20 protein-coding genes, 4 tRNA genes and 1 rRNA gene are annotated in these 20,930 nt (G+C 33.7%); 18 read left to right on the top strand and 7 right to left on the bottom strand.

The annotated features are described in order from the left end of the window. The first annotated feature begins 102 nt into the window (after positions 1–102). A complete protein-coding gene (locus KBU52_RS07900) occupies positions 103–645 on the top strand; it encodes a TetR/AcrR family transcriptional regulator (protein WP_254724803.1) in 543 nt (180 codons plus the stop codon). 39 nt (positions 646–684) lie between these two features. On the opposite strand, the gene KBU52_RS07895 is transcribed toward KBU52_RS07900, so the two are convergent. From KBU52_RS07895 to rlmH, 7 genes are all read right to left on the bottom strand, one after another. Then, positions 685–758: transfer RNA gene (locus KBU52_RS07895), tRNA-Asn, on the bottom strand. 5 nt (positions 759–763) lie between these two features. Further along, positions 764–835, bottom strand: a tRNA-Glu gene (locus KBU52_RS07890). A gap of 51 nt (positions 836–886) precedes the next feature. After that, positions 887–1,639, bottom strand: a complete 753-nt coding sequence (gene comE / locus KBU52_RS07885) for a competence system response regulator transcription factor ComE (RefSeq protein WP_254724804.1) — start codon at positions 1,637–1,639, stop codon at positions 887–889. Next, positions 1,636–2,955, bottom strand: a complete 1,320-nt coding sequence (gene comD, locus KBU52_RS07880; protein WP_254724805.1) for a competence system sensor histidine kinase ComD — start codon at positions 2,953–2,955, stop codon at positions 1,636–1,638. The genes comE and comD overlap by 4 nt, the downstream gene beginning before the upstream one ends. Positions 2,956–2,971: 16 nt before the next feature. Further along, positions 2,972–3,097 carry a competence-stimulating peptide ComC gene (comC, locus tag KBU52_RS07875; protein ID WP_254724806.1) on the bottom strand — a complete coding sequence of 42 codons (126 nt, stop codon included), beginning with the start codon at positions 3,095–3,097 and terminating at the stop codon, positions 2,972–2,974. A gap of 164 nt (positions 3,098–3,261) precedes the next feature. After that, positions 3,262–3,335: transfer RNA gene (locus tag KBU52_RS07870), tRNA-Arg, on the bottom strand. A 41-nt stretch (positions 3,336–3,376) separates the two neighbouring features. Next, positions 3,377–3,856 carry a 23S rRNA (pseudouridine(1915)-N(3))-methyltransferase RlmH gene (gene rlmH / locus KBU52_RS07865; RefSeq protein ID WP_254724807.1) on the bottom strand — a complete coding sequence of 160 codons (480 nt, stop codon included), beginning with the start codon at positions 3,854–3,856 and terminating at the stop codon, positions 3,377–3,379. Positions 3,857–4,039: 183 nt separating this feature from the next. Here rlmH and KBU52_RS07860 point away from each other — a divergent pair, with 183 nt between their 5' ends. The 17 genes from KBU52_RS07860 to KBU52_RS07780 form a co-directional block, all read left to right on the top strand. After that, a complete protein-coding gene (locus tag KBU52_RS07860; protein ID WP_254724808.1) occupies positions 4,040–5,224 on the top strand; it encodes a S1C family serine protease in 1,185 nt (394 codons plus the stop codon). A 56-nt stretch (positions 5,225–5,280) separates the two neighbouring features. Beyond that, the gene (locus tag KBU52_RS07855) at positions 5,281–6,042 is read left to right on the top strand and encodes a ParB/RepB/Spo0J family partition protein (RefSeq protein ID WP_254724809.1); all 762 of its coding nucleotides are present in this window, start codon (positions 5,281–5,283) and stop codon (positions 6,040–6,042) included. 212 nt (positions 6,043–6,254) lie between these two features. Further along, the gene (gene dnaA / locus KBU52_RS07850) at positions 6,255–7,613 is read left to right on the top strand and encodes a chromosomal replication initiator protein DnaA (protein WP_254724810.1); all 1,359 of its coding nucleotides are present in this window, start codon (positions 6,255–6,257) and stop codon (positions 7,611–7,613) included. Between the two features lie 158 nt (positions 7,614–7,771). Then, a complete protein-coding gene (gene dnaN / locus KBU52_RS07845; RefSeq protein ID WP_254724811.1) occupies positions 7,772–8,908 on the top strand; it encodes a DNA polymerase III subunit beta in 1,137 nt (378 codons plus the stop codon). Between the two features lie 66 nt (positions 8,909–8,974). Then, positions 8,975–9,169 (top strand): DUF951 domain-containing protein, encoded by a 195-nt coding sequence (locus KBU52_RS07840; protein ID WP_004250933.1) that lies wholly within the window; start codon positions 8,975–8,977, stop codon positions 9,167–9,169. A gap of 84 nt (positions 9,170–9,253) precedes the next feature. Continuing rightward, positions 9,254–10,369: a redox-regulated ATPase YchF gene (ychF, locus tag KBU52_RS07835; protein WP_254724812.1), complete on the top strand. Its 1,116-nt coding sequence runs from the start codon at positions 9,254–9,256 to the stop codon at positions 10,367–10,369. A 72-nt stretch (positions 10,370–10,441) separates the two neighbouring features. Then, positions 10,442–11,011 (top strand): aminoacyl-tRNA hydrolase, encoded by a 570-nt coding sequence (gene pth, locus KBU52_RS07830; protein WP_004250929.1) that lies wholly within the window; start codon positions 10,442–10,444, stop codon positions 11,009–11,011. Then, positions 11,004–14,507: a transcription-repair coupling factor gene (mfd, locus tag KBU52_RS07825; RefSeq protein ID WP_254724820.1), complete on the top strand. Its 3,504-nt coding sequence runs from the start codon at positions 11,004–11,006 to the stop codon at positions 14,505–14,507. Before pth ends, mfd begins: the two co-directional genes overlap by 8 nt. A 65-nt stretch (positions 14,508–14,572) precedes the next feature. Further along, complete coding sequence (locus KBU52_RS07820) at positions 14,573–14,839, top strand: RNA-binding S4 domain-containing protein (protein WP_254724813.1); 267 nt, start codon at positions 14,573–14,575, stop codon at positions 14,837–14,839. After that, entirely contained in the window at positions 14,832–15,200 is a 369-nt protein-coding gene (locus KBU52_RS07815; protein WP_004250925.1) for a septum formation initiator family protein, read from the top strand. The genes KBU52_RS07820 and KBU52_RS07815 overlap by 8 nt, the downstream gene beginning before the upstream one ends. 6 nt (positions 15,201–15,206) lie before the next feature. Then, positions 15,207–15,329: an SP_0009 family protein gene (locus KBU52_RS07810; protein WP_004250924.1), complete on the top strand. Its 123-nt coding sequence runs from the start codon at positions 15,207–15,209 to the stop codon at positions 15,327–15,329. Continuing rightward, positions 15,322–16,590: a serine hydrolase gene (locus tag KBU52_RS07805; protein ID WP_254724814.1), complete on the top strand. Its 1,269-nt coding sequence runs from the start codon at positions 15,322–15,324 to the stop codon at positions 16,588–16,590. The genes KBU52_RS07810 and KBU52_RS07805 overlap by 8 nt, the downstream gene beginning before the upstream one ends. Beyond that, the gene (gene tilS / locus KBU52_RS07800) at positions 16,587–17,864 is read left to right on the top strand and encodes a tRNA lysidine(34) synthetase TilS (RefSeq protein WP_254724815.1); all 1,278 of its coding nucleotides are present in this window, start codon (positions 16,587–16,589) and stop codon (positions 17,862–17,864) included. Before KBU52_RS07805 ends, tilS begins: the two co-directional genes overlap by 4 nt. Positions 17,865–17,868: 4 nt before the next feature. Next, positions 17,869–18,411, top strand: a complete 543-nt coding sequence (hpt, locus tag KBU52_RS07795) for a hypoxanthine phosphoribosyltransferase (protein WP_006149113.1) — start codon at positions 17,869–17,871, stop codon at positions 18,409–18,411. Between the two features lie 16 nt (positions 18,412–18,427). Further along, the gene (gene ftsH, locus KBU52_RS07790; RefSeq protein ID WP_254724816.1) at positions 18,428–20,386 is read left to right on the top strand and encodes an ATP-dependent zinc metalloprotease FtsH; all 1,959 of its coding nucleotides are present in this window, start codon (positions 18,428–18,430) and stop codon (positions 20,384–20,386) included. Between the two features lie 164 nt (positions 20,387–20,550). Beyond that, positions 20,551–20,622 (top strand) — tRNA-Glu (locus KBU52_RS07785). Positions 20,623–20,851: 229 nt separating this feature from the next. Then, positions 20,852–20,930, top strand: a 16S ribosomal RNA gene (locus KBU52_RS07780); the annotation flags it as partial.

The raw sequence follows: 20,930 nt of genomic DNA, 5'->3' as shown, positions 1-20,930 counted from the left end.
CTAAAATTTTGATATAATAGATTATACATTAAAAATTCTTATTTACAAGTCAAAATCATAATTTTTAGACACTAAGTCTATTTTTGTTCACAAGGAGGAACTATGAAAGAGAGCAACAAACGCTTAAAAACCAAACGTATTATTGAGAACGCCATGGTTCAATTATTAACGGAACAACCATTTGATCAAATTAGCACTATTAAGCTGGCAGAAAAAGCTGGAATTAGTCGTTCTAGTTTTTATACTCATTACAAAGATAAGTATGATATGATTGAACATTACCAAAGTAAGCTTTTTCATACCTTTGAGTATATTTTCCAAAAACACGCAAATCATAAAAGAGATGCTATTCTAGAAGTGTTTGAATACTTAGAGTCTGAACCTTTACTAGCTGCTCTTCTATCTGAAAATGGTACAAAAGAGATACAAAACTTCTTGAGAAATAAACTTCACATTATGCTTAGCACTGACCTCCAAAAACGCTTTATGCAATTAAATTTAAACAATACTGAGTTAGAGTATAGTAGCATTTATCTAACAAACGCACTATTTGGTGTATGTCAAACCTGGATTGCTCATGGAAAAAAAGAAAGTCCACAAGAAATGACAAACTTTCTTATGAAAATGTTGGGAGATGTAAATTAGAGACAAAAAAAGAACACCAATGGTGTTCTTTTTGTTTAACTCCGCCAGTAGGACTCGAACCTACGACATCATGATTAACAGTCATGCGCTACTACCAACTGAGCTATGGCGGATAATATAGTCCGTACGGGATTCGAACCCGTGTTACCGCCGTGAAAAGGCGGTGTCTTAACCCCTTGACCAACGGACCATCTATCTGTAGCAGATATAACCATTATATCAATTTCTTACTAATTGTCAATCACTTTTTAGATTTTTTCTCCAGAATATCTCTTAATTTCCGTACCTTTAGACGGGTAATTGGACAACGATGATCCTCATAAAAAACCACTTCTAAATTTTTTCGATCAATTTCCCTAATATTTCCTACATTGACAAGAAATGATTTATGAGCAGAATAAAATCTTTGAGTATTTTTATCTTTTTCTTGAATATCCGCCATAGTACCATAAAATTCTTTGGCAAAATTCTTACCAATAATCCTTAACTTATGAGATACTCCTGTTGTTTCAATATATAAAATATCATGGTAAGGAATTTTTAAATCATTTCCCTTATAATTATAGTCAAAATAATCCACAACATCTTTATTTTCAAGCAGCATACTTTTGGTATATAGGATACTCTGTTCGATACGTTTTTTAAATAACTCATCATTGATATCTTTATCAACAAAATCCAAGGCGGATACTTGATATTTGTAAGTTAAGGTAGCAAATTCTGACCTACTAGTGATAAATACGATAATTGCATAAGGATTGTGGCGACGAATAAACTGTGCTACCTCAAATCCTTTTTTCTCAACTCCATGAATATCAATATCTAGAAAATAAAGCTGGTTTACTTCATCATTTTCGATGTATTCCTTAAATTCTCGTTCTTTACCTGTTGTTTTATAAGAAATAGGAATATTTAATTCCTTTGAAATTTCATCTAGGGTTCTTTCTAGTCTGACCTGATGTTGAATAACATCTTCTAAAATTAATACTTTCATTCAAACTCTCTCTTAAATCTAATAATCTGTCTAAACGTACTATCTTCCATCTCTGTTTCTAAAATGATATTTTCATACTTATCCAAAATCTCTTTGACATTATTAAGGCCAATTCCTCTATTTCTACCTTTAGTAGAAAAACCTAGTTCAAACAAGTCTTCTGAAGGCGTCATGGTAATTTTACACGAATTTTGAATCACGATAACTGTTTCTAAATCCATCTTAATCACTGCAACTTCCATTTGTTTTGAGGAACTTTCTGCAGCACCCTCAACGGCATTGTTCAATAATACGCTCATAATACGCACAAGATCAAGTAAATCAATTGACAACCTTGTGATAATATCCTTTACTTCTAGTGTAAACTCTACGTCATTATTTCTGGCATATACAATAGATTGAGCAATCAAACTTCGTAAAGCTGAGTCTTCTATATTGTTTAAATCAAAGTATGTATACTTATCTGAACGTAATTTTTGATTAGCTTTTACTAAGACTTCATTGTAAATTCTGTCAATTTCCTGTAAATCTTTACTGTCAATAGCCATTTGCATACTGACAAGCATACCTGCATAATCATGACGGAAACCACGGATTTCATTATACAAACCAACAATTTCATCTGTATAGGTCTGTAAATGTTCTTGTTCAAATTTTTTCTGTTTTAGGGCTATTTCTTTTTCAACTCGCACCTTATAAGAATTCATAGCGAAGAAGATTAGTAGTAAACAAATAAATACAATTGTTGCTAAAATACTACCAAAGCTATTAAAATGCGCATGAGTACTTACCATATCTGAAATGAATGATAGAATATGTAAAGTAAAGAAACCAAGTATAACTTTTTTTAAAAATGGATAGAGGTAATCTTTATCAAAATAATTAAGTTCAAGATGAAAATAAGTAATAATTTTTTTTATTACAAAATAAGTCAGCAATAAAACTACTACAAAAAAGAGAGCTTCATATTTTGTTACAAAAGAATCACCTGTTATAGAAGATAAAGTTACTGATAAAAAAGTATGAGTGCTATGATATAATAAAGACAATAGTAGACTGATAAATATCCCCTTATACTTATTGTATCTCTTTAATTTTATCTGGTAAATGGAAATAAGTAATGGAAATAAAAATTTAGATATACCAAAGCCACCTAAGTTTAGTAGACTAATAAATTCCTCAAGTAACAACACTGAAATAAGTGTATAACATAGAAAAATAAATTGTTCTTTTCTAGTTACTTTACATATCCATCTATAACTTTTGCTAATTATAAAAAAATAGAAAATAGCTATAAATAATCCAAATAAATCCATTACTCTTTACCTTTTTTTATTTTTTCTTTGGAAATATAAGTTCACGTATTGAATCTAAAAATCTCCAATCACCACCTTGGATTTCCTGTAATTCTTTTTCTGTAAGTTTTTTGAACTGCTCTAATTTAACTGTTTTTTCCATATTAAATTCTCCTTTATTGTTTTTTTCTTGTAAATGCACTTACAAAACTATTATACAAAACGGAGTCTGTTTTAAAACATTTCATTCTCAACTGCACATTTTTGTACCTGAACTGTTAATTTTTACAAAAAACGCTGGGTTTCCCCAGCGTTAAATCTAGTATATGATCCCAGCAGGATTCGAACCTGCGACCGTTCGCTTAGAAGGCGAATGCTCTATCCAGCTGAGCTATGAGACCTAACTAGTTTATCTTATCAAAATAATCGAGAATAGTCAATCCTATTTATGATAAGGAGAACCTTGTTGGATGGTAAAGGCTCGGTATATCTGTTCTACAAGAACTAGACGCATTAATTGATGCGGAAGAGTCAGTCTACCAAAACTAAGGGATAGATTCGCTCGATTTTTTACTTGAGGAGAAAGACCCAGACTCCCACCAATCACAAATGTTAAGGTTGAATAACCATTAATAGATGCTTGTTCTAACTGTTTACTGAATTCTTCAGAAGACAAGGTTTTCCCTTCAATAGCTAAAACGACAACAAATTCTCTATCCCCAATTTTGGAAAGAATTCGATTTCCCTCTAAATCTAAGATTTTTTCATTTTCTGAATCGCTAGCACGATCTGGTGTCTTTTCATCAGCTAATTCGATCATTTCTACGGCAGCAAATCGTGATATTCTTTTAGAATATTCTGCAATTCCATCTTTGAGATACTTTTCTTTTAGTTTTCCAACTGTTACAAGTTTAATTTTCATGCTTCTATTTTACCATAATCGTGTTCTATTCACATCTTATTCACAAATGAAAAAGGTGAAAAACACTATAAATTCACAAATTTTCAACAATTATCCACAGATTGTTGAAAACTTAAGTTTTTTAAGTTAGAATTAAGTTAGTAATTTTATACTTTCACTAATTAGTCAAATATGGAGGATTCTATGAAAAACTTAAACAAGTTTTCAAAAACAATTGGACAACTTTTACTAGTTATACTTATTAGCTTTTTTAGTGGTCTTTTAGGAAGTTTGGCTGTTCTTCAGTTCAACCAAAAGCAGGGAAGTGGAGAACAAAATAGTGCAGCAGTCACTCAGACTGCTTCGAAAAATGAAAATTCTACCACACAGGCTGTAGATAAAGTTAAAGATGCAGTTGTATCGATTATCACTTATTCAGAAAACTCTCAAGGTGGTTTTGTTGGAACTAATGATACTGATACAGATTCAAACACTGAACAAATTAACAGTGAAGGTTCTGGTGTTATCTATAAAAAAGATGGGGATGATGCTTATCTTGTAACCAACACTCACGTTATTAGTGGCGCTAAAAAAGTTGATATTCGTCTAGCAGATGGAACAAAAGTACCAGGTGAAATTGTTGGTTCTGATACCTATTCTGATATTGCAGTAGTAAAAATATCTTCAGAAAAGGTCTCTACAGTAGCTGAGTTTGGTGACTCAAGTCAATTATCTGTTGGGGAAACAGCTATCGCAATCGGTAGTCCTTTGGGTTCAGAATATGCAAATACAGTTACACAAGGGATTGTATCAAGCTTGAACAGACACGTTTCTTTGAAATCTGAAGATGGTCAAGCTATTTCAACAAATGCTATCCAAACAGACACAGCTATTAACCCTGGTAACTCTGGAGGACCTTTGATTAACATCCAGGGAGAAGTTATCGGTATTACATCAAGTAAAATCGCCTCTAATGGTGGAACATCCGTAGAAGGTCTTGGTTTTGCTATTCCTGCAAATGATGTTAAGAATATTATCAAACAGTTGGAAAAAGATGGAAAAGTAACTCGACCAGCTCTTGGTATCCACATGGTTAATTTGACAAACCTTAGCACTGCCGATCTACAAAAATTAAAACTTCCTGACAACGTTACTTCTGGTGTAGCTGTTCGATCTGTTCAAAAGAACATGCCTGCAAATGGACATTTACAACAATATGATGTTATCACAAAAATAGATGATACTAAGATTTCATCTACAACTGAATTACAAAATGCTCTATATAGCCACTCTATTGGAGATGAAATGACTGTAACTTATTACCGTAATGGTAAAGAAGAAACAACTAAAATCAAGTTGGACAAGAGTACTAGTGATTTAAATCAATAGTTTACAGTTTTGTAAACTAACTTTACAGAATATCAAAGTTATGATACTGTAGAAGCATGGAAGAATTTAAACTCATTCGTATTAGTGATATTCAAAAAAATCCCTATCAACCACGTAAAGAATTTTCAGAAGAAAAAATAAAAGAACTTGCCCAATCTATTAAAGAAAATGGTTTAATTCAACCCATTATTGTCCGTCAATCTCCAGTTATCGGATATGAAATCCTAGCTGGAGAAAGACGGTATCGGGCATCGATAGCAGCTGGGCTATCAGAAGTTCCTGTAATCATCAAAAAATTATCTGATCAGGATATGATGGTTCACTCAATCATTGAAAATTTACAACGAGAAGACTTAAATCCGATTGAAGAAGCAAAAGCTTATCAATCTTTAATTGATAAAGGATATACTCATTCAGACATTGCTGAAAAAATGGGGAAATCACGCCCTTATATCACTAATCTTGTTCGATTGCTAACGCTCCCTGATTTTATTTTAACAGAAGTAGAAACTGGAAAATTGTCTCAAGCACATGCTAGACTTCTAATCCAACTACCTTTGAAAGAACAAAAAAATTTACTCAATCGCATTCAGAAAGAGGATTTATCAGTTCGGCAGGTGGAACATCTACTTAAAGAAGAAAAAAATAAGAAGAAAAGCAAAGAAAAAGATCACTTTATCAAAGAAGAAGAAGAAAATTTGAAAAAATTGTTGGGATTAGATGTCCAAATCGTCCTTCAAAAAAAAGAGGCAGGAAAAATAACTATCTCTTTTCATAATCAAGAAGAATACCAACGTTTTATTAACAGCCTGAAATAAGGCTGTTATTTTATTTTTCTAAACTCACATACTTATCCACTGGATTAGTATAGAAAAAGGCTATTAAATCAAAATATAGACCTCTTATCCACAAGTTGTGGATAATTTTTTTAAACATTGTGGATTGTTTTTCACAAGTTGTGGAAAAATTGCTTGCTATGTGATAAAATAGTGTTTAAGATTACACCATTTAGAAAAGGAGGAGTTTGTTGTTGAAAGAAAAACAATTTTGGAATCAGATTTTAGAATTAGCTAAAGAGAGATTGACACGATCAATGTTTGATTTCTACGCAACACCTGCTGAATTAATAAAGGTTGAGGGAAATGTAGCTACCATATTTTTGCCAAGATCTGAAATGGAAATGGTTTGGAGTACAAAACTCAATGATATTATTGTAGCTGTCGGTTTCCAAATCTACGACACTGAAATAAAAGCTCAATATGTATTGACTAAAGAAGATTCTAATACCTCCGATATAGCAAGCAATGTTGAAAACAGTAATCATCAACAGGAAGAAATTAAAAAATCTATACCCTATTCAGAAACAGGATTAAGAGATATCTATACTTTTGATAATTTTATCCAAGGTGATGGAAATATTTGGGCTAAGTCTGCTGCTTTAGCCGTCTCGGAAGATCCTGGACTAACTTATAATCCTCTGTTTATATATGGAGGACCTGGTCTAGGGAAAACTCACTTGCTCAATGCTTTGGGTAATGAAATTCTCAAAAAAAATCCTAATACGCGTGTAAAATATATTCCTGCTGAAAGCTTTATTAATGAATTTTTAGATCATCTAAGACTCAATGATATGGATAATTTTAAAAAAACCTATCGAAGTATAGATCTCCTTCTTATTGATGACATTCAATCTCTCAGTGGAAATAAAGTGCAAACTCAGGAAGAGTTTTTCAACACATTTAATAACCTTCATAGTAATAATAAACAGATTGTTTTAACGAGTGACCGTAGGCCAGAACAACTAGAAAATCTACCTGAACGACTTGTCACGCGCTTCTCGTGGGGATTAACAACGGATATTACTCCACCTGATTTTGAAACTCGTATCGCTATCCTAAATAGTAAAACAGAGGATTTAGATTATCATTTTCAACCTGACACAATCGAATATTTGGCTGGCCAGTTTGATTCAAATGTACGTGAATTAGAAGGTGCGCTCAAAGATATTAGTCTCATGGCTAAAGTCAAACAAATCAACACTATAACTGTGGATATTGCATCTGAGGCTATACGTGCTAGAAAACAAAGCGTCAGCACCATGATCGTCATTCCGATTGAAAAAATTCAAGAGGAAGTCGGAAAATTTTATGATGTGAGCGTTAAGGAGATGAAGGGAACTAGACGTGTTCAGAATATTGTTCTAGCTCGCCAAGTTGCTATGTACCTAGCTAGAGAATTAACTGATAACAGTCTTCCAAAAATCGGAAAAGAATTTGGTGGTAAAGATCATACAACCGTCATTCATGCTCATGCAAAAATCAAATCTATGATTGAAACTGATGATAAATTACGTATAGAAATCGAAACCATCAAAAAGAAAATCAAATAACTTGTGGATAAGTGTTTAAAATTTTACTGATTTATTAACAAATTTTAAACAAGTATAACTTCTTGATTTTTCTAAACTAAACTTGGTTTTCCACAGATTTCACATAGCCTACTATTACTATTAACCTTCTAATAATAAAAATAAATAAAGGAGATTCCATGATTCATTTTTCTATTAATAAAAATTTATTCCTGCAATCATTAAATATTACAAAACGTGCTATTAGTTCAAAAAATGCTATTCCTGTTTTATCAACTATTAAAATTGATGTGACTAACGAAGGAATTACATTAATTGGATCAAATGGTCAAATTTCAATTGAGAATTTCATTTCTCAAAAAGATGAAAATGCAGGTCTTTTGATTAACTCTTTAGGATCAATTCTTTTAGAAGCTTCTTTCTTTATCAATGTTGTTTCTAGTCTTCCAGATGTGACTCTTGATTTTAAAGAAATTGAACAACATCAAATTGTACTAACAAGTGGAAAATCAGAAATTACTCTGAAAGGAAAAGACAGCGAACAGTATCCACGTATTCAGGAAATCACAGCAAGTAATCCTCTAGTTCTTGAAACAAAACTTCTTAAGAAGATTATCAACGAAACTGCCTTTGCTGCTAGTGTACAAGAAAGCCGTCCAATCTTGACTGGTGTACACTTTGTCCTAAGTAATCATCAAGAATTGAAAACAGTTGCGACAGATTCTCACCGTCTCAGTCAGAAGAAATTAACTCTTGAAAAAAATAGTGATAATTTTGATGTTGTCATTCCAAGTCGCTCTCTACGCGAATTTTCAGCTGTTTTTACGGACGATATCGAAACAGTAGAGATATTCTTTGCAAACAACCAAATTCTCTTTAGAAGCGAAAATATTAGCTTCTATACACGTCTCTTAGAAGGTAATTATCCTGATACAGATCGTCTGATTCCAACAGATTTTAATACGACAGTGACTTTTGATGTTGTGAATCTACGTCAATCTATGGAACGTGCACGTCTTTTATCAAGTGCTACTCAAAATGGAACTGTAAAATTAGAAATCAAACAAAGAGTAGTTACAGCGCATGTAAATTCTCCAGAAGTTGGTAAAGTAAACGAAGAAATCGATACAAATGCTGTATCTGGTGAAGATTTAACTATTAGCTTTAACCCAACTTACTTGATTGAAGCACTAAAAGCCTTGAATAGTGAAAAGGTAACAATCAGCTTCATTTCAGCGGTTCGTCCATTTACCTTGGTACCAGCTGATACAGATGAAGATTTCATGCAGCTGATCACACCAGTTCGTACAAATTAAGTTAAAGAGGTTGAGCCTAGCTCACCTCTTTTATGATATAATCAGAAATATGAAAAGGAGAGTAGTATGTATCAAGTTGGAAATTTTGTTGAAATGAAAAAACCACATGCTTGTACAATCAAGTCTACAGGTAAAAAAGCGAATCGTTGGGAAATTACACGTCTAGGTGCAGATATCAAAATAAAATGCAGTAATTGTGATCATGTTGTCATGATGAGTCGCTATGATTTTGAAAGAAAAATGAGTAAAATTATCGACTAAATGCAAGGAGTTAGAGGGTTAGCAAGTTTTCCCTTTTTGTGTTATAATATTGAAGATTGAAATGTGAACGGAGAATGAGAAATTATGGCTTTAACAGCAGGTATCGTGGGTTTGCCAAACGTTGGTAAATCAACCCTATTTAATGCAATTACAAAAGCAGGAGCAGAGGCTGCAAACTATCCATTTGCAACTATTGACCCAAACGTTGGGATGGTAGAAGTTCCAGATGAACGCCTCCAAAAATTGACTGAAATGATTACTCCTAAGAAGACAGTCCCAACAACCTTTGAATTTACAGATATTGCAGGGATTGTAAAAGGTGCATCAAAAGGAGAAGGTCTCGGTAATAAATTCTTGGCCAATATCCGTGAAGTTGATGCCATTGTCCATGTAGTTCGTGCCTTTGATGATGAGAATGTCATGCGTGAGCAAGGTCGTGAAGATGCTTTTGTAGATCCATTAGCAGATATTGATACCATTAACCTAGAATTGATTCTTGCTGACTTAGAATCTGTTAATAAACGCTATGCGCGTGTGGAAAAGATGGCTCGTACGCAAAAAGATAAGGAATCAGTTGCAGAATTTAACGTTCTCCAAAAGATTAAACCTGTCCTTGAAGACGGTAAATCAGCTCGTACTATTGAATTTAAAGATGAAGAGCAAAAGGTTGTCAAAGGTCTTTTCCTCTTGACCACGAAACCAGTTCTTTATGTAGCGAATGTGGATGAGGATGTTGTTGGAGACCCAGACTCTATCGAATATGTGAAGCAAATTCGTGACTTCGCAGCAACAGAAAATGCAGAGGTAGTGGTCATTTCTGCGCGTGCTGAAGAAGAAATTTCTGAATTAGACGATGAAGATAAAAAAGAGTTTCTTGAAGCTATTGGTTTGACAGAATCAGGTGTGGATAAGTTGACTCGTGCAGCTTACCATCTATTAGGACTTGGAACTTACTTTACAGCTGGTGAAAAAGAGGTTCGTGCTTGGACCTTTAAACGTGGCATGAAAGCCCCTCAAGCTGCTGGTATCATCCACTCTGACTTCGAAAAAGGTTTTATTCGTGCAGTAACTATGTCTTATGATGATTTGATTAAATACGGATCTGAAAAGGCTGTAAAAGAAGCTGGACGCTTGCGTGAAGAAGGAAAAGAATATGTCGTTCAAGATGGCGATATTATGGAATTCCGCTTTAACGTATAATCAACATTTTAAATAGTGTCAATTAGGTTGGAAAAAAATTCCAACCCTTTTGGCTTTTGAAAGGAAATTTTAATGACAAAATTACTTGTAGGATTGGGAAATCCAGGGGATAAATATTTTGAGACAAAGCATAATGTTGGTTTTATGTTGATTGATCAACTAGCAAAAAAACAGAATGTATCCTTTACACACGATAAAATATTCCAAGCTGAATTAGCTTCATTTTTCCTTAATGGTGAAAAAATTTATCTAGTGAAACCAACAACTTTTATGAATGAAAGTGGGAAAGCAGTTCATGCTTTATTAACTTACTATGGTTTAGATATCGAAGATTTACTGATTATTTACGATGATCTTGACATGGAAGTAGGAAAAATTCGACTTCGCGCTAAAGGATCAGCTGGCGGCCATAATGGTATCAAGTCAATTATCCAACATATTGGTACACAGGTTTTCAATCGTGTAAAGATTGGTATCGGTAGACCTAAAAAAGGAATGTCTGTTGTTCACCACGTTTTGAGTAAATTTGACAAGGATGACTATATAGGTATTTTACAGTCTATTGACAAGGTTGACGATGCTGTAAATTATTATTTACAAGAGAAAAACTTTGAAAAAACAATGCAGAAATACAATGGGTAAAGAAATGTCATTAATCGAATTCTTTTTAGAGAATAAACAAATCCTGTCTTGGCATGAAAATTTAACACAGAAGCAAAGACAATTACTATTAGGATTTTCTGGATCAGCAAAGTCTTTAGCTATTGCAAGTAGTGTTAAAAGTCAGAACAAGATTTTAGTAATGACATCTACTTATGGAGAAGCTGAGCGTCTAGTAAATGATTTAATTTCTATCCTGGATACTGATATGGTTTATCCATTTTTAGTAGATGATTCACCAATGGTAGAATTTTTAGTATCGTCTCAAGAAAAGATTTTTTCGCGAATTGAAGCCTTGCGTTTTCTAAGAGATAAATCTCAAAAAGGAATATTAGTTTGTAACATGGCAGCTAGCCGTTTATTCTTACCAGATCCTCAAGTTTTTGATAACAGTGTGTTAAAACTTGAAGTTGGCGAAGAATGTGAACAAAGAGAATTAAAAAATCAATTGATTTCACTTGGTTATAAAAAAGTTACTCAAGTTCAAAGTCAAGGCGAATTTAGTCTTCGAGGGGATATTTTAGATATTTTTGAAACTTCGCAACTATCTCCTTACCGAATAGAATTTTTTGGTGATGAAATAGATGGGATTAGAGAATTCGACGCAGATACACAATTATCAAAAGAAAGTCAGTCTCAAGTCTTAATCTATCCAGCTAGTGACATTTTATTAACTGCTGAGGATTATAATCGTGGTCAACAATTCTTAGAACATGAGATTGATAAAACTATTTCACCTACCTTAAAGTCGTACCTAGAAGAAGTTTTTAGTTGTGCGAAAGAGCAAGTTCTTCATGCTGATATTCGTAAATTTTTGTCTGTTTTTTATAAAAAACAGTGGACCTTGATTGACTACTTGAACCAAGCGCCTATTATCTTTGATGATTTTCAAAAAATCATGAATCAGTATGATATTTTTGATAAGGAAACAGCTAGCTACTTTACAGAGGATTTACACAATAGTAAAGCTGTATCAAGTTTACAATATTTTGCTGATTTAGAAAGTCAGTTAAAAAAATATTTACCAGCCAGCTTCTTTTCTAATTTTCAAAAGGGACTTGGAAATTTAAAATTTGATCATCTTTATCAATTTAATCAATATCCTATGCAAGAATTCTTCAATCAGTTTTCTTTTCTGAAAGAAGAAATTGAACGCTATAAAAAATTAAAATATACGATTGTTCTTCAATCAAGCAGCCAAACAGAACTAAAAAAACTGTCAACGATTCTTGATGAATATAGCATTAAAGTTGACAATAGTAATCAAAGTGAAATCTGTAAAGGAACTGTCAATCTTGTTGAAGGAAACCTTCGTCATGGTTTTCATTTTGTGGATGAGAATCTAGTATTCATCACTGAATATGAAATTTTCAAAAAGAAGATTAAACGTAAATATAGAAGACAAAATATTAGCAATGCTGAGAGATTAAAGGACTATAATGAGCTCCAAAAAGGAGATTATGTTGTTCATCAAATTCATGGGATTGGTCAATATTTAGGAATCGAAACGATTGAACTCAAAGGGATTCACCGAGATTATGTAAGTATCCAATATCAAAATGGAGATCGAATTTCTATCCCTGTAGAACAAATCCAAACCTTATCTAAGTATGTTTCAAGTGACGGTAAGGCTCCAAAGTTAAACAAATTAAACGATGGACGTTTTAAAAAAGCTAAGCAAAAAGTTAAAAATCAAGTTGAAGACATTGCAGATGACTTAATTAAGTTATATGCAGAGAGGAGTCAACTTGAAGGTTTTGCATTTTCAAAAGATGATGAAGATCAGGTTGCTTTTGATGAGGCTTTCCCTTATGTTGAAACTGAGGACCAACTTCGAAGTATCGATGAAATCAAAAAGGATATGCAGGCTTCTCAACCAATGGATAGACTTTTGGTTGGAGATGTTGGTTTTGGTAAGACTGAGGTGGCCATGCGAGCTGCTTTTAAGGCTGTAAATAATCATAAACAGGTTGTTGTTTTAGTACCAACCACAGTTCTTGCTCAGCAACATTATAGTAATTTTAAGGAAAGATTTGAGCAATTTGCTGTCAATGTTGATGTTTTGAGTCGTTTTAGAAGTAAAAAAGAGCAGACTGAAACACTTGAAAAATTGAAAAAAGGTCAAGTAGATATTTTGATAGGAACTCATCGAGTTTTATCTAAAGATGTTGAATTTGCTGATTTAGGATTAATCATCATCGATGAGGAACAACGTTTTGGTGTTAAACATAAGGAAGCTTTGAAAGAATTAAAAAAGAAGGTTGATGTCTTAACTTTGACAGCTACACCAATTCCTCGAACTCTACATATGTCGATGCTAGGTATTCGAGATTTATCTGTCATCGAAACTCCCCCAACCAATCGATATCCTGTACAAACCTATGTCCTTGAACAGAATGATCGTGTCATTCGAGATGCTGTATTGAGAGAAATTGATCGTGGTGGTCAGGTTTACTATCTTTACAATAAAGTTGACACGATTGAAAAGAAGGTTTCAGAGTTACAAGAACTGATTCCAGAAGCTTCTATTGGTTTTGTTCATGGTCAAATGAGTGAAATTCGTTTGGAGAACACACTACTTGATTTCATTGAAGGTGAATATGATATTTTAGTAACAACAACAATCATTGAAACAGGAGTAGACATTCCAAATGCCAATACCTTGTTTATAGAAAATGCAGACAACATGGGATTGTCAACCTTGTATCAATTAAGAGGTCGGGTTGGTCGTAGTAATCGCATTGCTTATGCCTATCTTATGTATCGACCTGACAAATCTTTGACAGAAGTTTCAGAAAAGAGATTAGAAGCTATCAAGGGATTTACCGAATTGGGTTCTGGTTTCAAAATCGCTATGCGCGATTTATCTATTCGTGGAGCGGGTAATCTTTTAGGAAGTTCGCAGTCAGGTTTTATCGATTCTGTTGGTTTTGAACTCTATTCTCAATTACTAGAAGAAGCAATTGCTAAGAAAAATGGAACTGACAAGAAACGTGAAAAAGGAAATGCTGAGTTAATTCTACAAATTGATGCTTATCTTCCAGATGGTTATATTTCGGATGAACGACATAAAATTGAGATTTACAAGAGAATTCGTCAAATTGACAACCGTGTCAACTATGAAGAATTACAAGATGAGTTAATTGACCGTTTTGGTGAGTATCCAGATGTAGTTGCCTATCTCTTAGAAATTGGATTAGCTAAAGCTTATCTAGATAAAGTATTTGTCAATCGTGTTGAAAGAAGAAATAATAAGCTTGTCATTCAATTTGAAAAAATATCGCAACAGCTATTTTTAACCCAAGATTATTTCCAGGCTCTTTCTCAGACAAATTTGAAGGCTAATATTTCTGAAAATCAAGGTTTAATCGAAGTTGTATTTGATATCCGAAATAAAAAAGATTATGAGATTTTAGAAGGACTCTTAACCTTTGGAGAATCGTTAGCGAAGATAAAAGACTTAAAAGAGTCACATTAGGGATTACCTTTTTTCTTCTATAAAAGGGATAAAAATGGTACAATAATAATTTGAGGTATTATAAGATGAGATTAGATAAATATTTAAAAGTATCACGAATTATTAAACGCCGTACGGTAGCTAAGGAAGTTGCAGATAAAGGGCGAATCAAGGTAAATGGTATCCTTGCTAAAAGTTCAACTGATTTAAAAATAAATGATCAGGTTGAAATTCGTTTTGGAAATAAATTGTTGCTTGTAAAGGTGCTCGAAATGAAAGATAGCACAAAAAAAGAAGATGCAGCTGGAATGTATGATATTATAAGTGAAACAAGGGTAGAAGACGATGTATAAAAAAATAGTCCAAATGAATAATTCATTTATTCAAAATGAACACCAACGACGTAAATACATGATGGAAGAACGTCAAAAACGTAATCGTTTTATGGGTTGGGTTTTGATTTTGATTATGTTGCTATTCATCTTACCAACTTACAATTTAGCACAAAGTTACCAACAATTACTAACACGTCGCCAGCAACTAGCTGATTTGAAAAAACAATATCAGGACTTGAGCGATGAAAAGGATAAAGAAGCTAGTTTAGCAACTAAGCTAAAAGATGAATCCTATGCGGCTAAATATTCCCGTGCAAAATATTATTATTCAAAAACATGGGAGGAAGTTTATACAATTCCGGACTTACTTCCTAGGTAATGTGAAATGGAAAATTTATTAGATATTATCGAAAAATTTTTAAGTCAGTCAGATGAAAAATTAGATGAGTTAGCTCAAAAGAATCATCTGTTACGACTACAAGAAGAAGAGGGGAAAAAGAATGCGTAAATTTTTAGTGATATTACTACTTCCTATTTTCCTAAAAAGCGTTCAAGTAGTAAGCACTGAGAATCCAGTTATCATTCCAAAACAAGAAGTTTATTCTTTAACTCATACTCCATATCATTTTTATTATCAAGATGTTATAGAATCTCCAAAATTTTATGGTGAGACGCCAGTTTATTCTACAGAAGACCTGATTAATGAATCGGGTAAAGTAAATGCAGAAACAAAATTATCTGTTTTAGAATGGCGATTAAATAAACAAGGACAGCCTGTCTTTAAATTGTCAAATAATCAATTTGTAATGGCTGATAAACGACTTTTATACGATAGTTCCATCGTAAACGATTTTTCTAAACGAGTATGGCTAGAACCAGGATTTGTCGTTTATAATAGTCCTTATGATCAACAAGAATTAAAGTCTACTTTAGCGCCTTATCAAGAAGTTGAAGCAGATATGTCTATTTTTGCTGAAGGTCGTGAATTCTTACATATCAAGCAAACGGGCTGGATTTCGACGGATTATATTTCTGATGATGATAATCGTATTCAGAAAGTACAAGAGTTGCTATCTGCAAATTATCAAAATGAACAGTTCTCTATTTATATTAAACAATTGAGTACAGGTAAGGAAGCTGGCATTAATGAAAATAAAAAAATGTACGCTGCTAGTGTTATGAAATTACCTTATCTTTATTCTGTTCAGGAAAAAATCAATCAAGGTGATTACCAACTTGACACGAAATTGAAGTATGTTTCCGAAGTTAATGATTTCCCTGGTTCTTATAAACCGGAAGGAAGCGGAAGTCTCCCTAAAACAGCGGACAATAAAGAATACACAATCAAAGATTTAATCACAAAAACTGCAAAAGAATCTGACAATGTAGCTCATAATATTCTTGCTTATTATATTACGAATAAATCAGATGAAGCCTTTAAAAAAGAAATGGCTACTATCGCAGGTGAAGAATGGGATGTGACAGATAAGATGGCTTCAGCTAAAATGGCTGGTCAAGTTATGGAAACTATTTATAATCAGAATGGTTTTGTTTTAGAATCTCTTTCACAAACATCTTTTGATAATCAGCGGATTGCTAAGAATATTTCTGCTAATGTAGCTCATAAAATTGGGGATGCAGATGAATTTAAACACGATGTGGGAATAGTCTATACAGATTCTCCTTTCGTTATTTCAATCTTTACCAAAAATTCTGATTACGATACCATTTCTAAAATTGCTAAGGATGTCTACGAGGTCCTAAAATGAGAGACCGAGATTTTTTAAATCATTTTCTAGAAAAAGGTTACTTTGAAGGACACTCAAGAGTTGTGCTAGCCTTGTCTGGTGGATTGGATTCGATGTTTCTTTTTCAACTTCTTTTGACCTATCAAAAAGAACTTGGTATTGAATTGTTTTTAGCTCATGTAAATCATAAACAACGACCAGAGTCAGATAAGGAAGAAAATGAATTAAGAAAATTAGCTGAACAAGCTGGAGTTCCAATTTATGTAGCTTGTTTTACTGGAGATTTTTCAGAAGCGAATGCACGTCAATTTCGCTATGAATTTTTTAGAGAAGTGATGGAGAAAACTTCATCTACAGCTCTTGTAACAGCTCATCATGCAGATGATCAAGTTGAGACGATCTTTATGCGATTGATTAGAGGTGTTAGACTACAACATTTATCAGCTATTAAAGAAAGACAAATATTTGCTAAGGGAGAGTTGATTCGTCCTTTGTTGTCTTTTTATAAGAAGGATTTTCCTAAAATTGATCATTTTGAAGATTCAACGAATAAAGAAAATCACTATCTTCGCAATCGTATTCGCAACCTCTATCTGCCACAGTTAGAAAAAGAAAATGTTCAGGTAAAAAAAGCAATTTTAGAGTTTGGAAAAGAAGTTTCTGACTATCAAATTGCTCTGGCTGAATTATCTCAAGCAATTGATGTAGAAGATTTAACTCAGTTTTTATCTTTTAGTGAAGCAACGCAAGGAGTTTTACTACAACAATACCTTAGTCGTTTTGCTGATTTAAATGTAACAAGAGAACAATTTCAAGAAATTCATCATATTTTAAAAACTAAGAGTCAATATCGCCATAATATAAAAAATGGTTATGAACTTATAAAAGAATACCAGCACTTTCAAATTGGTAAAATCAGACCAAAGTCTGATGAAAAAAGTAGCGAGTGTGTGTTAAACTATCAAAATCAAGTTTATTATGAAGGTTTTCTATTTTCATTTGGAATTCCTCTAAAAGGTAAAAGTGTTCAACAAATAAATGTTTCCCGTGAAACATCATTGATTTTGCGACATCGACAGCCAGGTGATTATTTGATAATAAATGGTCATCGAAAAAAAGTAAGGCGACTTTTTATTGATTTAAAAATACCTACAGAAAAACGAAAAAATGCGATTATTGTTGAGCAATTTGGACAAATTTATTCAATTTTAGGAATCGAACTCAGTGATTTGAGTATAAAAATGAAAAATGATATAATGAACACTGTACTTTATATAGAAAAAATAGATAGGTAAAATCATGTTAGAACAAGATATCAAGAAGATTTTGATTTCACAAGATGAAATTACAGAAGCAGCTAAGAAGTTAGGTGCTCAATTGACAAAAGATTACGAAGGTAAGAATCCGATTTTAGTTGGAATTTTAAAAGGATCTATTCCTTTTATGGCAGAATTAGTCAAATATATTGACACTCATCTTGAAATGGATTTTATGATGGTTTCTAGTTATCATGGTGGAACTGTAAGTAGTGGTGTCATTAATATCAAACAAGATGTCACTCAAGATGTTAAAGGTAGACACATTGTCTTTGTAGAAGATATTATTGATACTGGACAAACATTAAAAAGTTTGAGAGATATGTTTACTGCTAGAGAAGCAGCGTCTGTTAAGATTGTTACTATGCTGGATAAACCAGAAGGACGTACTGTAGAAATTGAAGCAGATTATACATGTTTTACAATTCCAAATGAATTCGTTGTAGGCTATGGTTTAGACTATAATGAAAATTATCGTAACCTTCCTTATGTAGGCGTATTGAAAGAGGAAGTTTACTCAAAATAGAAGGGTAAGTTGTTGAATGCAAAAACAAAATAATGGTTTTATAAAAAATCCATTTCTTTATTTGTTGATGATTTTCTTGCTAGTAACGGGATTCCAGTACTTTTTCGCTGGGAGAGTTGCCGGGCACAGTCAACAAATTAAATACTCAGAATTGGTGCAGGAAATCACTAACGACAATGTAAAAGAAATAACCTATCAACCAAGTGGTAGTGTTATTGAAGTGTCTGGTGTCTATAAAACTGCTAAAACAGAAAAACCGGAAACAGGTATTCAGTTTTTCACACCTTCTGCAACAAAAGTAGAAAAATTTACAAGTATTATTCTTCCATCGGATACTACTGTAGCAGATTTGCAAAAACTAGCTGGTGAACACCAAACACAAGTTGAAGTCAAGCACGAAAGCTCAAGTGGTATGTGGATTAACATCCTAGTTTCGGTAGTGCCATTTGCCATTTTATTCTTCTTCCTATTTTCTATGATGGGAAATATGGGAGGAAATAGCGGACGCAATCCGATGAGCTTTGGACGCAGTAAAGCTAAGGCTGCTAATAAGGAAGATATCAAAGTACGTTTTTCAGATGTAGCAGGAGCTGAAGAAGAAAAACAAGAACTTGTTGAAGTTGTTGAATTCTTGAAAGATCCAAAACGCTTTACAAAATTAGGTGCTCGTATCCCAGCTGGTGTTCTCTTAGAGGGACCTCCGGGAACTGGTAAAACATTACTTGCTAAAGCAGTAGCAGGAGAAGCTGGAGTACCGTTCTTTAGTATTTCAGGTTCTGACTTCGTAGAAATGTTCGTCGGTGTCGGTGCCAGCCGTGTACGTTCACTCTTTGAAGACGCTAAAAAAGCAGCGCCAGCTATTATCTTCATCGATGAAATTGATGCCGTTGGTCGCCAACGTGGTGTCGGTCTTGGTGGAGGTAATGATGAACGTGAACAAACCTTGAACCAACTCTTGATTGAAATGGATGGTTTTGAAGGAAATGAAGGAATCATTGTCATTGCGGCAACAAACCGTTCAGATGTTCTAGATCCAGCCCTTCTTCGTCCAGGTCGTTTTGACAGAAAAGTATTGGTTGGTCGTCCAGATGTTAAAGGACGCGAAGCAATTCTGAAAGTCCATGCTAGAAATAAACCTCTAGCAGAAGATGTGGATTTGAAGTTAGTAGCACAACAAACTCCAGGTTTTGTTGGTGCTGATTTAGAAAATGTATTGAACGAAGCGGCATTAGTTGCTGCCCGTCGCAACAAATCAGTCATTGATGCTTCTGATATTGATGAGGCAGAAGATCGCGTTATTGCAGGACCTTCTAAGAAAGATAAAACTGTTTCCCAAAAAGAACGTGAAATGGTTGCTTATCACGAAGCCGGGCACACTATCGTGGGGTTAGTCTTATCAAATGCACGTGTCGTTCATAAGGTAACAATTGTTCCACGTGGTCGAGCAGGTGGTTACATGATTGCTCTTCCGAAAGAAGATCAAATGTTGCTGTCTAAAGAAGATATGAAAGAACAATTAGCTGGTTTGATGGGTGGACGTGTTGCTGAAGAAATCATCTTTAATGTCCAAACAACAGGTGCATCAAACGACTTTGAGCAAGCTACACAAATGGCGCGTGCAATGGTTACAGAGTATGGTATGAGCGAAAAACTTGGACCTGTTCAATACGAAGGAAATCATGCAATGTTTGGTGCTCAGACTCCACAAAAATCTATTTCAGAGCGTACAGCTTATGAAATTGACGAAGAAGTTCGAGCATTGTTAAATGAAGCACGTAATAAAGCAGCTGAAATTATTCAATCAAATCGTGAAACGCATAAATTAATTGCAGAAGCCTTATTGAAATATGAAACATTGGATAGTACACAAATCAAATCTCTTTACGAAACAGGGAAAATGCCTGAATCAGTAGAAGAGGAATCACGTGCCCTATCATATGATGAAGTCAAATCAAAAATGGCTGAAGAAAACTAAAATATTAGTAGACGAGATACAAGAGAGGATACTATTATATCCTCTCTTTCTTATTTATAAAAACTAATCTATGAAAAAGCAGTAAAAAATTTCAGAAAAAACAAATCAAACTAGTTGACAAGATTCTAAAAGTAGGTATAATAGAAAGAGTTGAAAAAGCTCAGGGTCCGTTGGTCAAGGGGTTAAGACACCGCCTTTTCACGGCGGTAACACGGGTTCGAATCCCGTACGGACTATGGGTGTATCGCGGTTGATGGAAATAGGAATTAAAAAAAGTTAAAAAAACCTGTTGACAGAGAAAAGTGACTGTGATATACTAATATAGTTGTCGTAAGCGCGACAAAGACCTTTGAAAACTGAACAAGACGAACCAATGTGCAGGGCACTACAACTGATGTTGTAGTACTGAACAATGAAAAAAAACAATAAATCTGTCAGTGACAGAAATGAGTGAGAACTCAAACTTTTAATGAGAGTTTGATCCTGGCTCAGGACGAACGCTGGCGGCGTGCCTAATACATGCAAGTAGAACGCTGAAGCTTGG

Origin of the sequence: Streptococcus sp. 9.1(2021) (assembly GCF_030466425.1) — a bacterium.
Taxonomy (GTDB): Bacteria; Bacillota; Bacilli; order Lactobacillales; family Streptococcaceae; genus Streptococcus; species Streptococcus wuxiensis.
The sequence above is the reverse complement of the archived record's forward strand: the minus strand, read 5'-3'. Positions and strand labels throughout refer to the sequence as shown.

What these genes read in the sequence shown, in the direction of transcription:
- KBU52_RS07900 (WP_254724803.1), top strand. Translation starts at nt 103, where the DNA reads ATGAAAGAGAGCAACAAACGCTTAAAAACCAAACGTATTATTGAGAAC.
- comE (WP_254724804.1), bottom strand. Translation starts at nt 1,639, where the DNA reads ATGAAAGTATTAATTTTAGAAGATGTTATTCAACATCAGGTCAGACTA.
- comD (WP_254724805.1), bottom strand. Translation starts at nt 2,955, where the DNA reads ATGGATTTATTTGGATTATTTATAGCTATTTTCTATTTTTTTATAATT.
- comC (WP_254724806.1), bottom strand. Translation starts at nt 3,097, where the DNA reads ATGGAAAAAACAGTTAAATTAGAGCAGTTCAAAAAACTTACAGAAAAA.
- rlmH (WP_254724807.1), bottom strand. Translation starts at nt 3,856, where the DNA reads ATGAAAATTAAACTTGTAACAGTTGGAAAACTAAAAGAAAAGTATCTC.
- KBU52_RS07860 (WP_254724808.1), top strand. Translation starts at nt 4,040, where the DNA reads ATGAAAAACTTAAACAAGTTTTCAAAAACAATTGGACAACTTTTACTA.
- KBU52_RS07855 (WP_254724809.1), top strand. Translation starts at nt 5,281, where the DNA reads ATGGAAGAATTTAAACTCATTCGTATTAGTGATATTCAAAAAAATCCC.
- dnaN (WP_254724811.1), top strand. Translation starts at nt 7,772, where the DNA reads ATGATTCATTTTTCTATTAATAAAAATTTATTCCTGCAATCATTAAAT.
- KBU52_RS07840 (WP_004250933.1), top strand. Translation starts at nt 8,975, where the DNA reads ATGTATCAAGTTGGAAATTTTGTTGAAATGAAAAAACCACATGCTTGT.
- ychF (WP_254724812.1), top strand. Translation starts at nt 9,254, where the DNA reads ATGGCTTTAACAGCAGGTATCGTGGGTTTGCCAAACGTTGGTAAATCA.
- pth (WP_004250929.1), top strand. Translation starts at nt 10,442, where the DNA reads ATGACAAAATTACTTGTAGGATTGGGAAATCCAGGGGATAAATATTTT.
- mfd (WP_254724820.1), top strand. Translation starts at nt 11,004, where the DNA reads ATGGGTAAAGAAATGTCATTAATCGAATTCTTTTTAGAGAATAAACAA.
- KBU52_RS07820 (WP_254724813.1), top strand. Translation starts at nt 14,573, where the DNA reads ATGAGATTAGATAAATATTTAAAAGTATCACGAATTATTAAACGCCGT.
- KBU52_RS07815 (WP_004250925.1), top strand. Translation starts at nt 14,832, where the DNA reads ATGTATAAAAAAATAGTCCAAATGAATAATTCATTTATTCAAAATGAA.
- KBU52_RS07810 (WP_004250924.1), top strand. Translation starts at nt 15,207, where the DNA reads ATGGAAAATTTATTAGATATTATCGAAAAATTTTTAAGTCAGTCAGAT.
- KBU52_RS07805 (WP_254724814.1), top strand. Translation starts at nt 15,322, where the DNA reads ATGCGTAAATTTTTAGTGATATTACTACTTCCTATTTTCCTAAAAAGC.
- tilS (WP_254724815.1), top strand. Translation starts at nt 16,587, where the DNA reads ATGAGAGACCGAGATTTTTTAAATCATTTTCTAGAAAAAGGTTACTTT.
- hpt (WP_006149113.1), top strand. Translation starts at nt 17,869, where the DNA reads ATGTTAGAACAAGATATCAAGAAGATTTTGATTTCACAAGATGAAATT.
- ftsH (WP_254724816.1), top strand. Translation starts at nt 18,428, where the DNA reads ATGCAAAAACAAAATAATGGTTTTATAAAAAATCCATTTCTTTATTTG.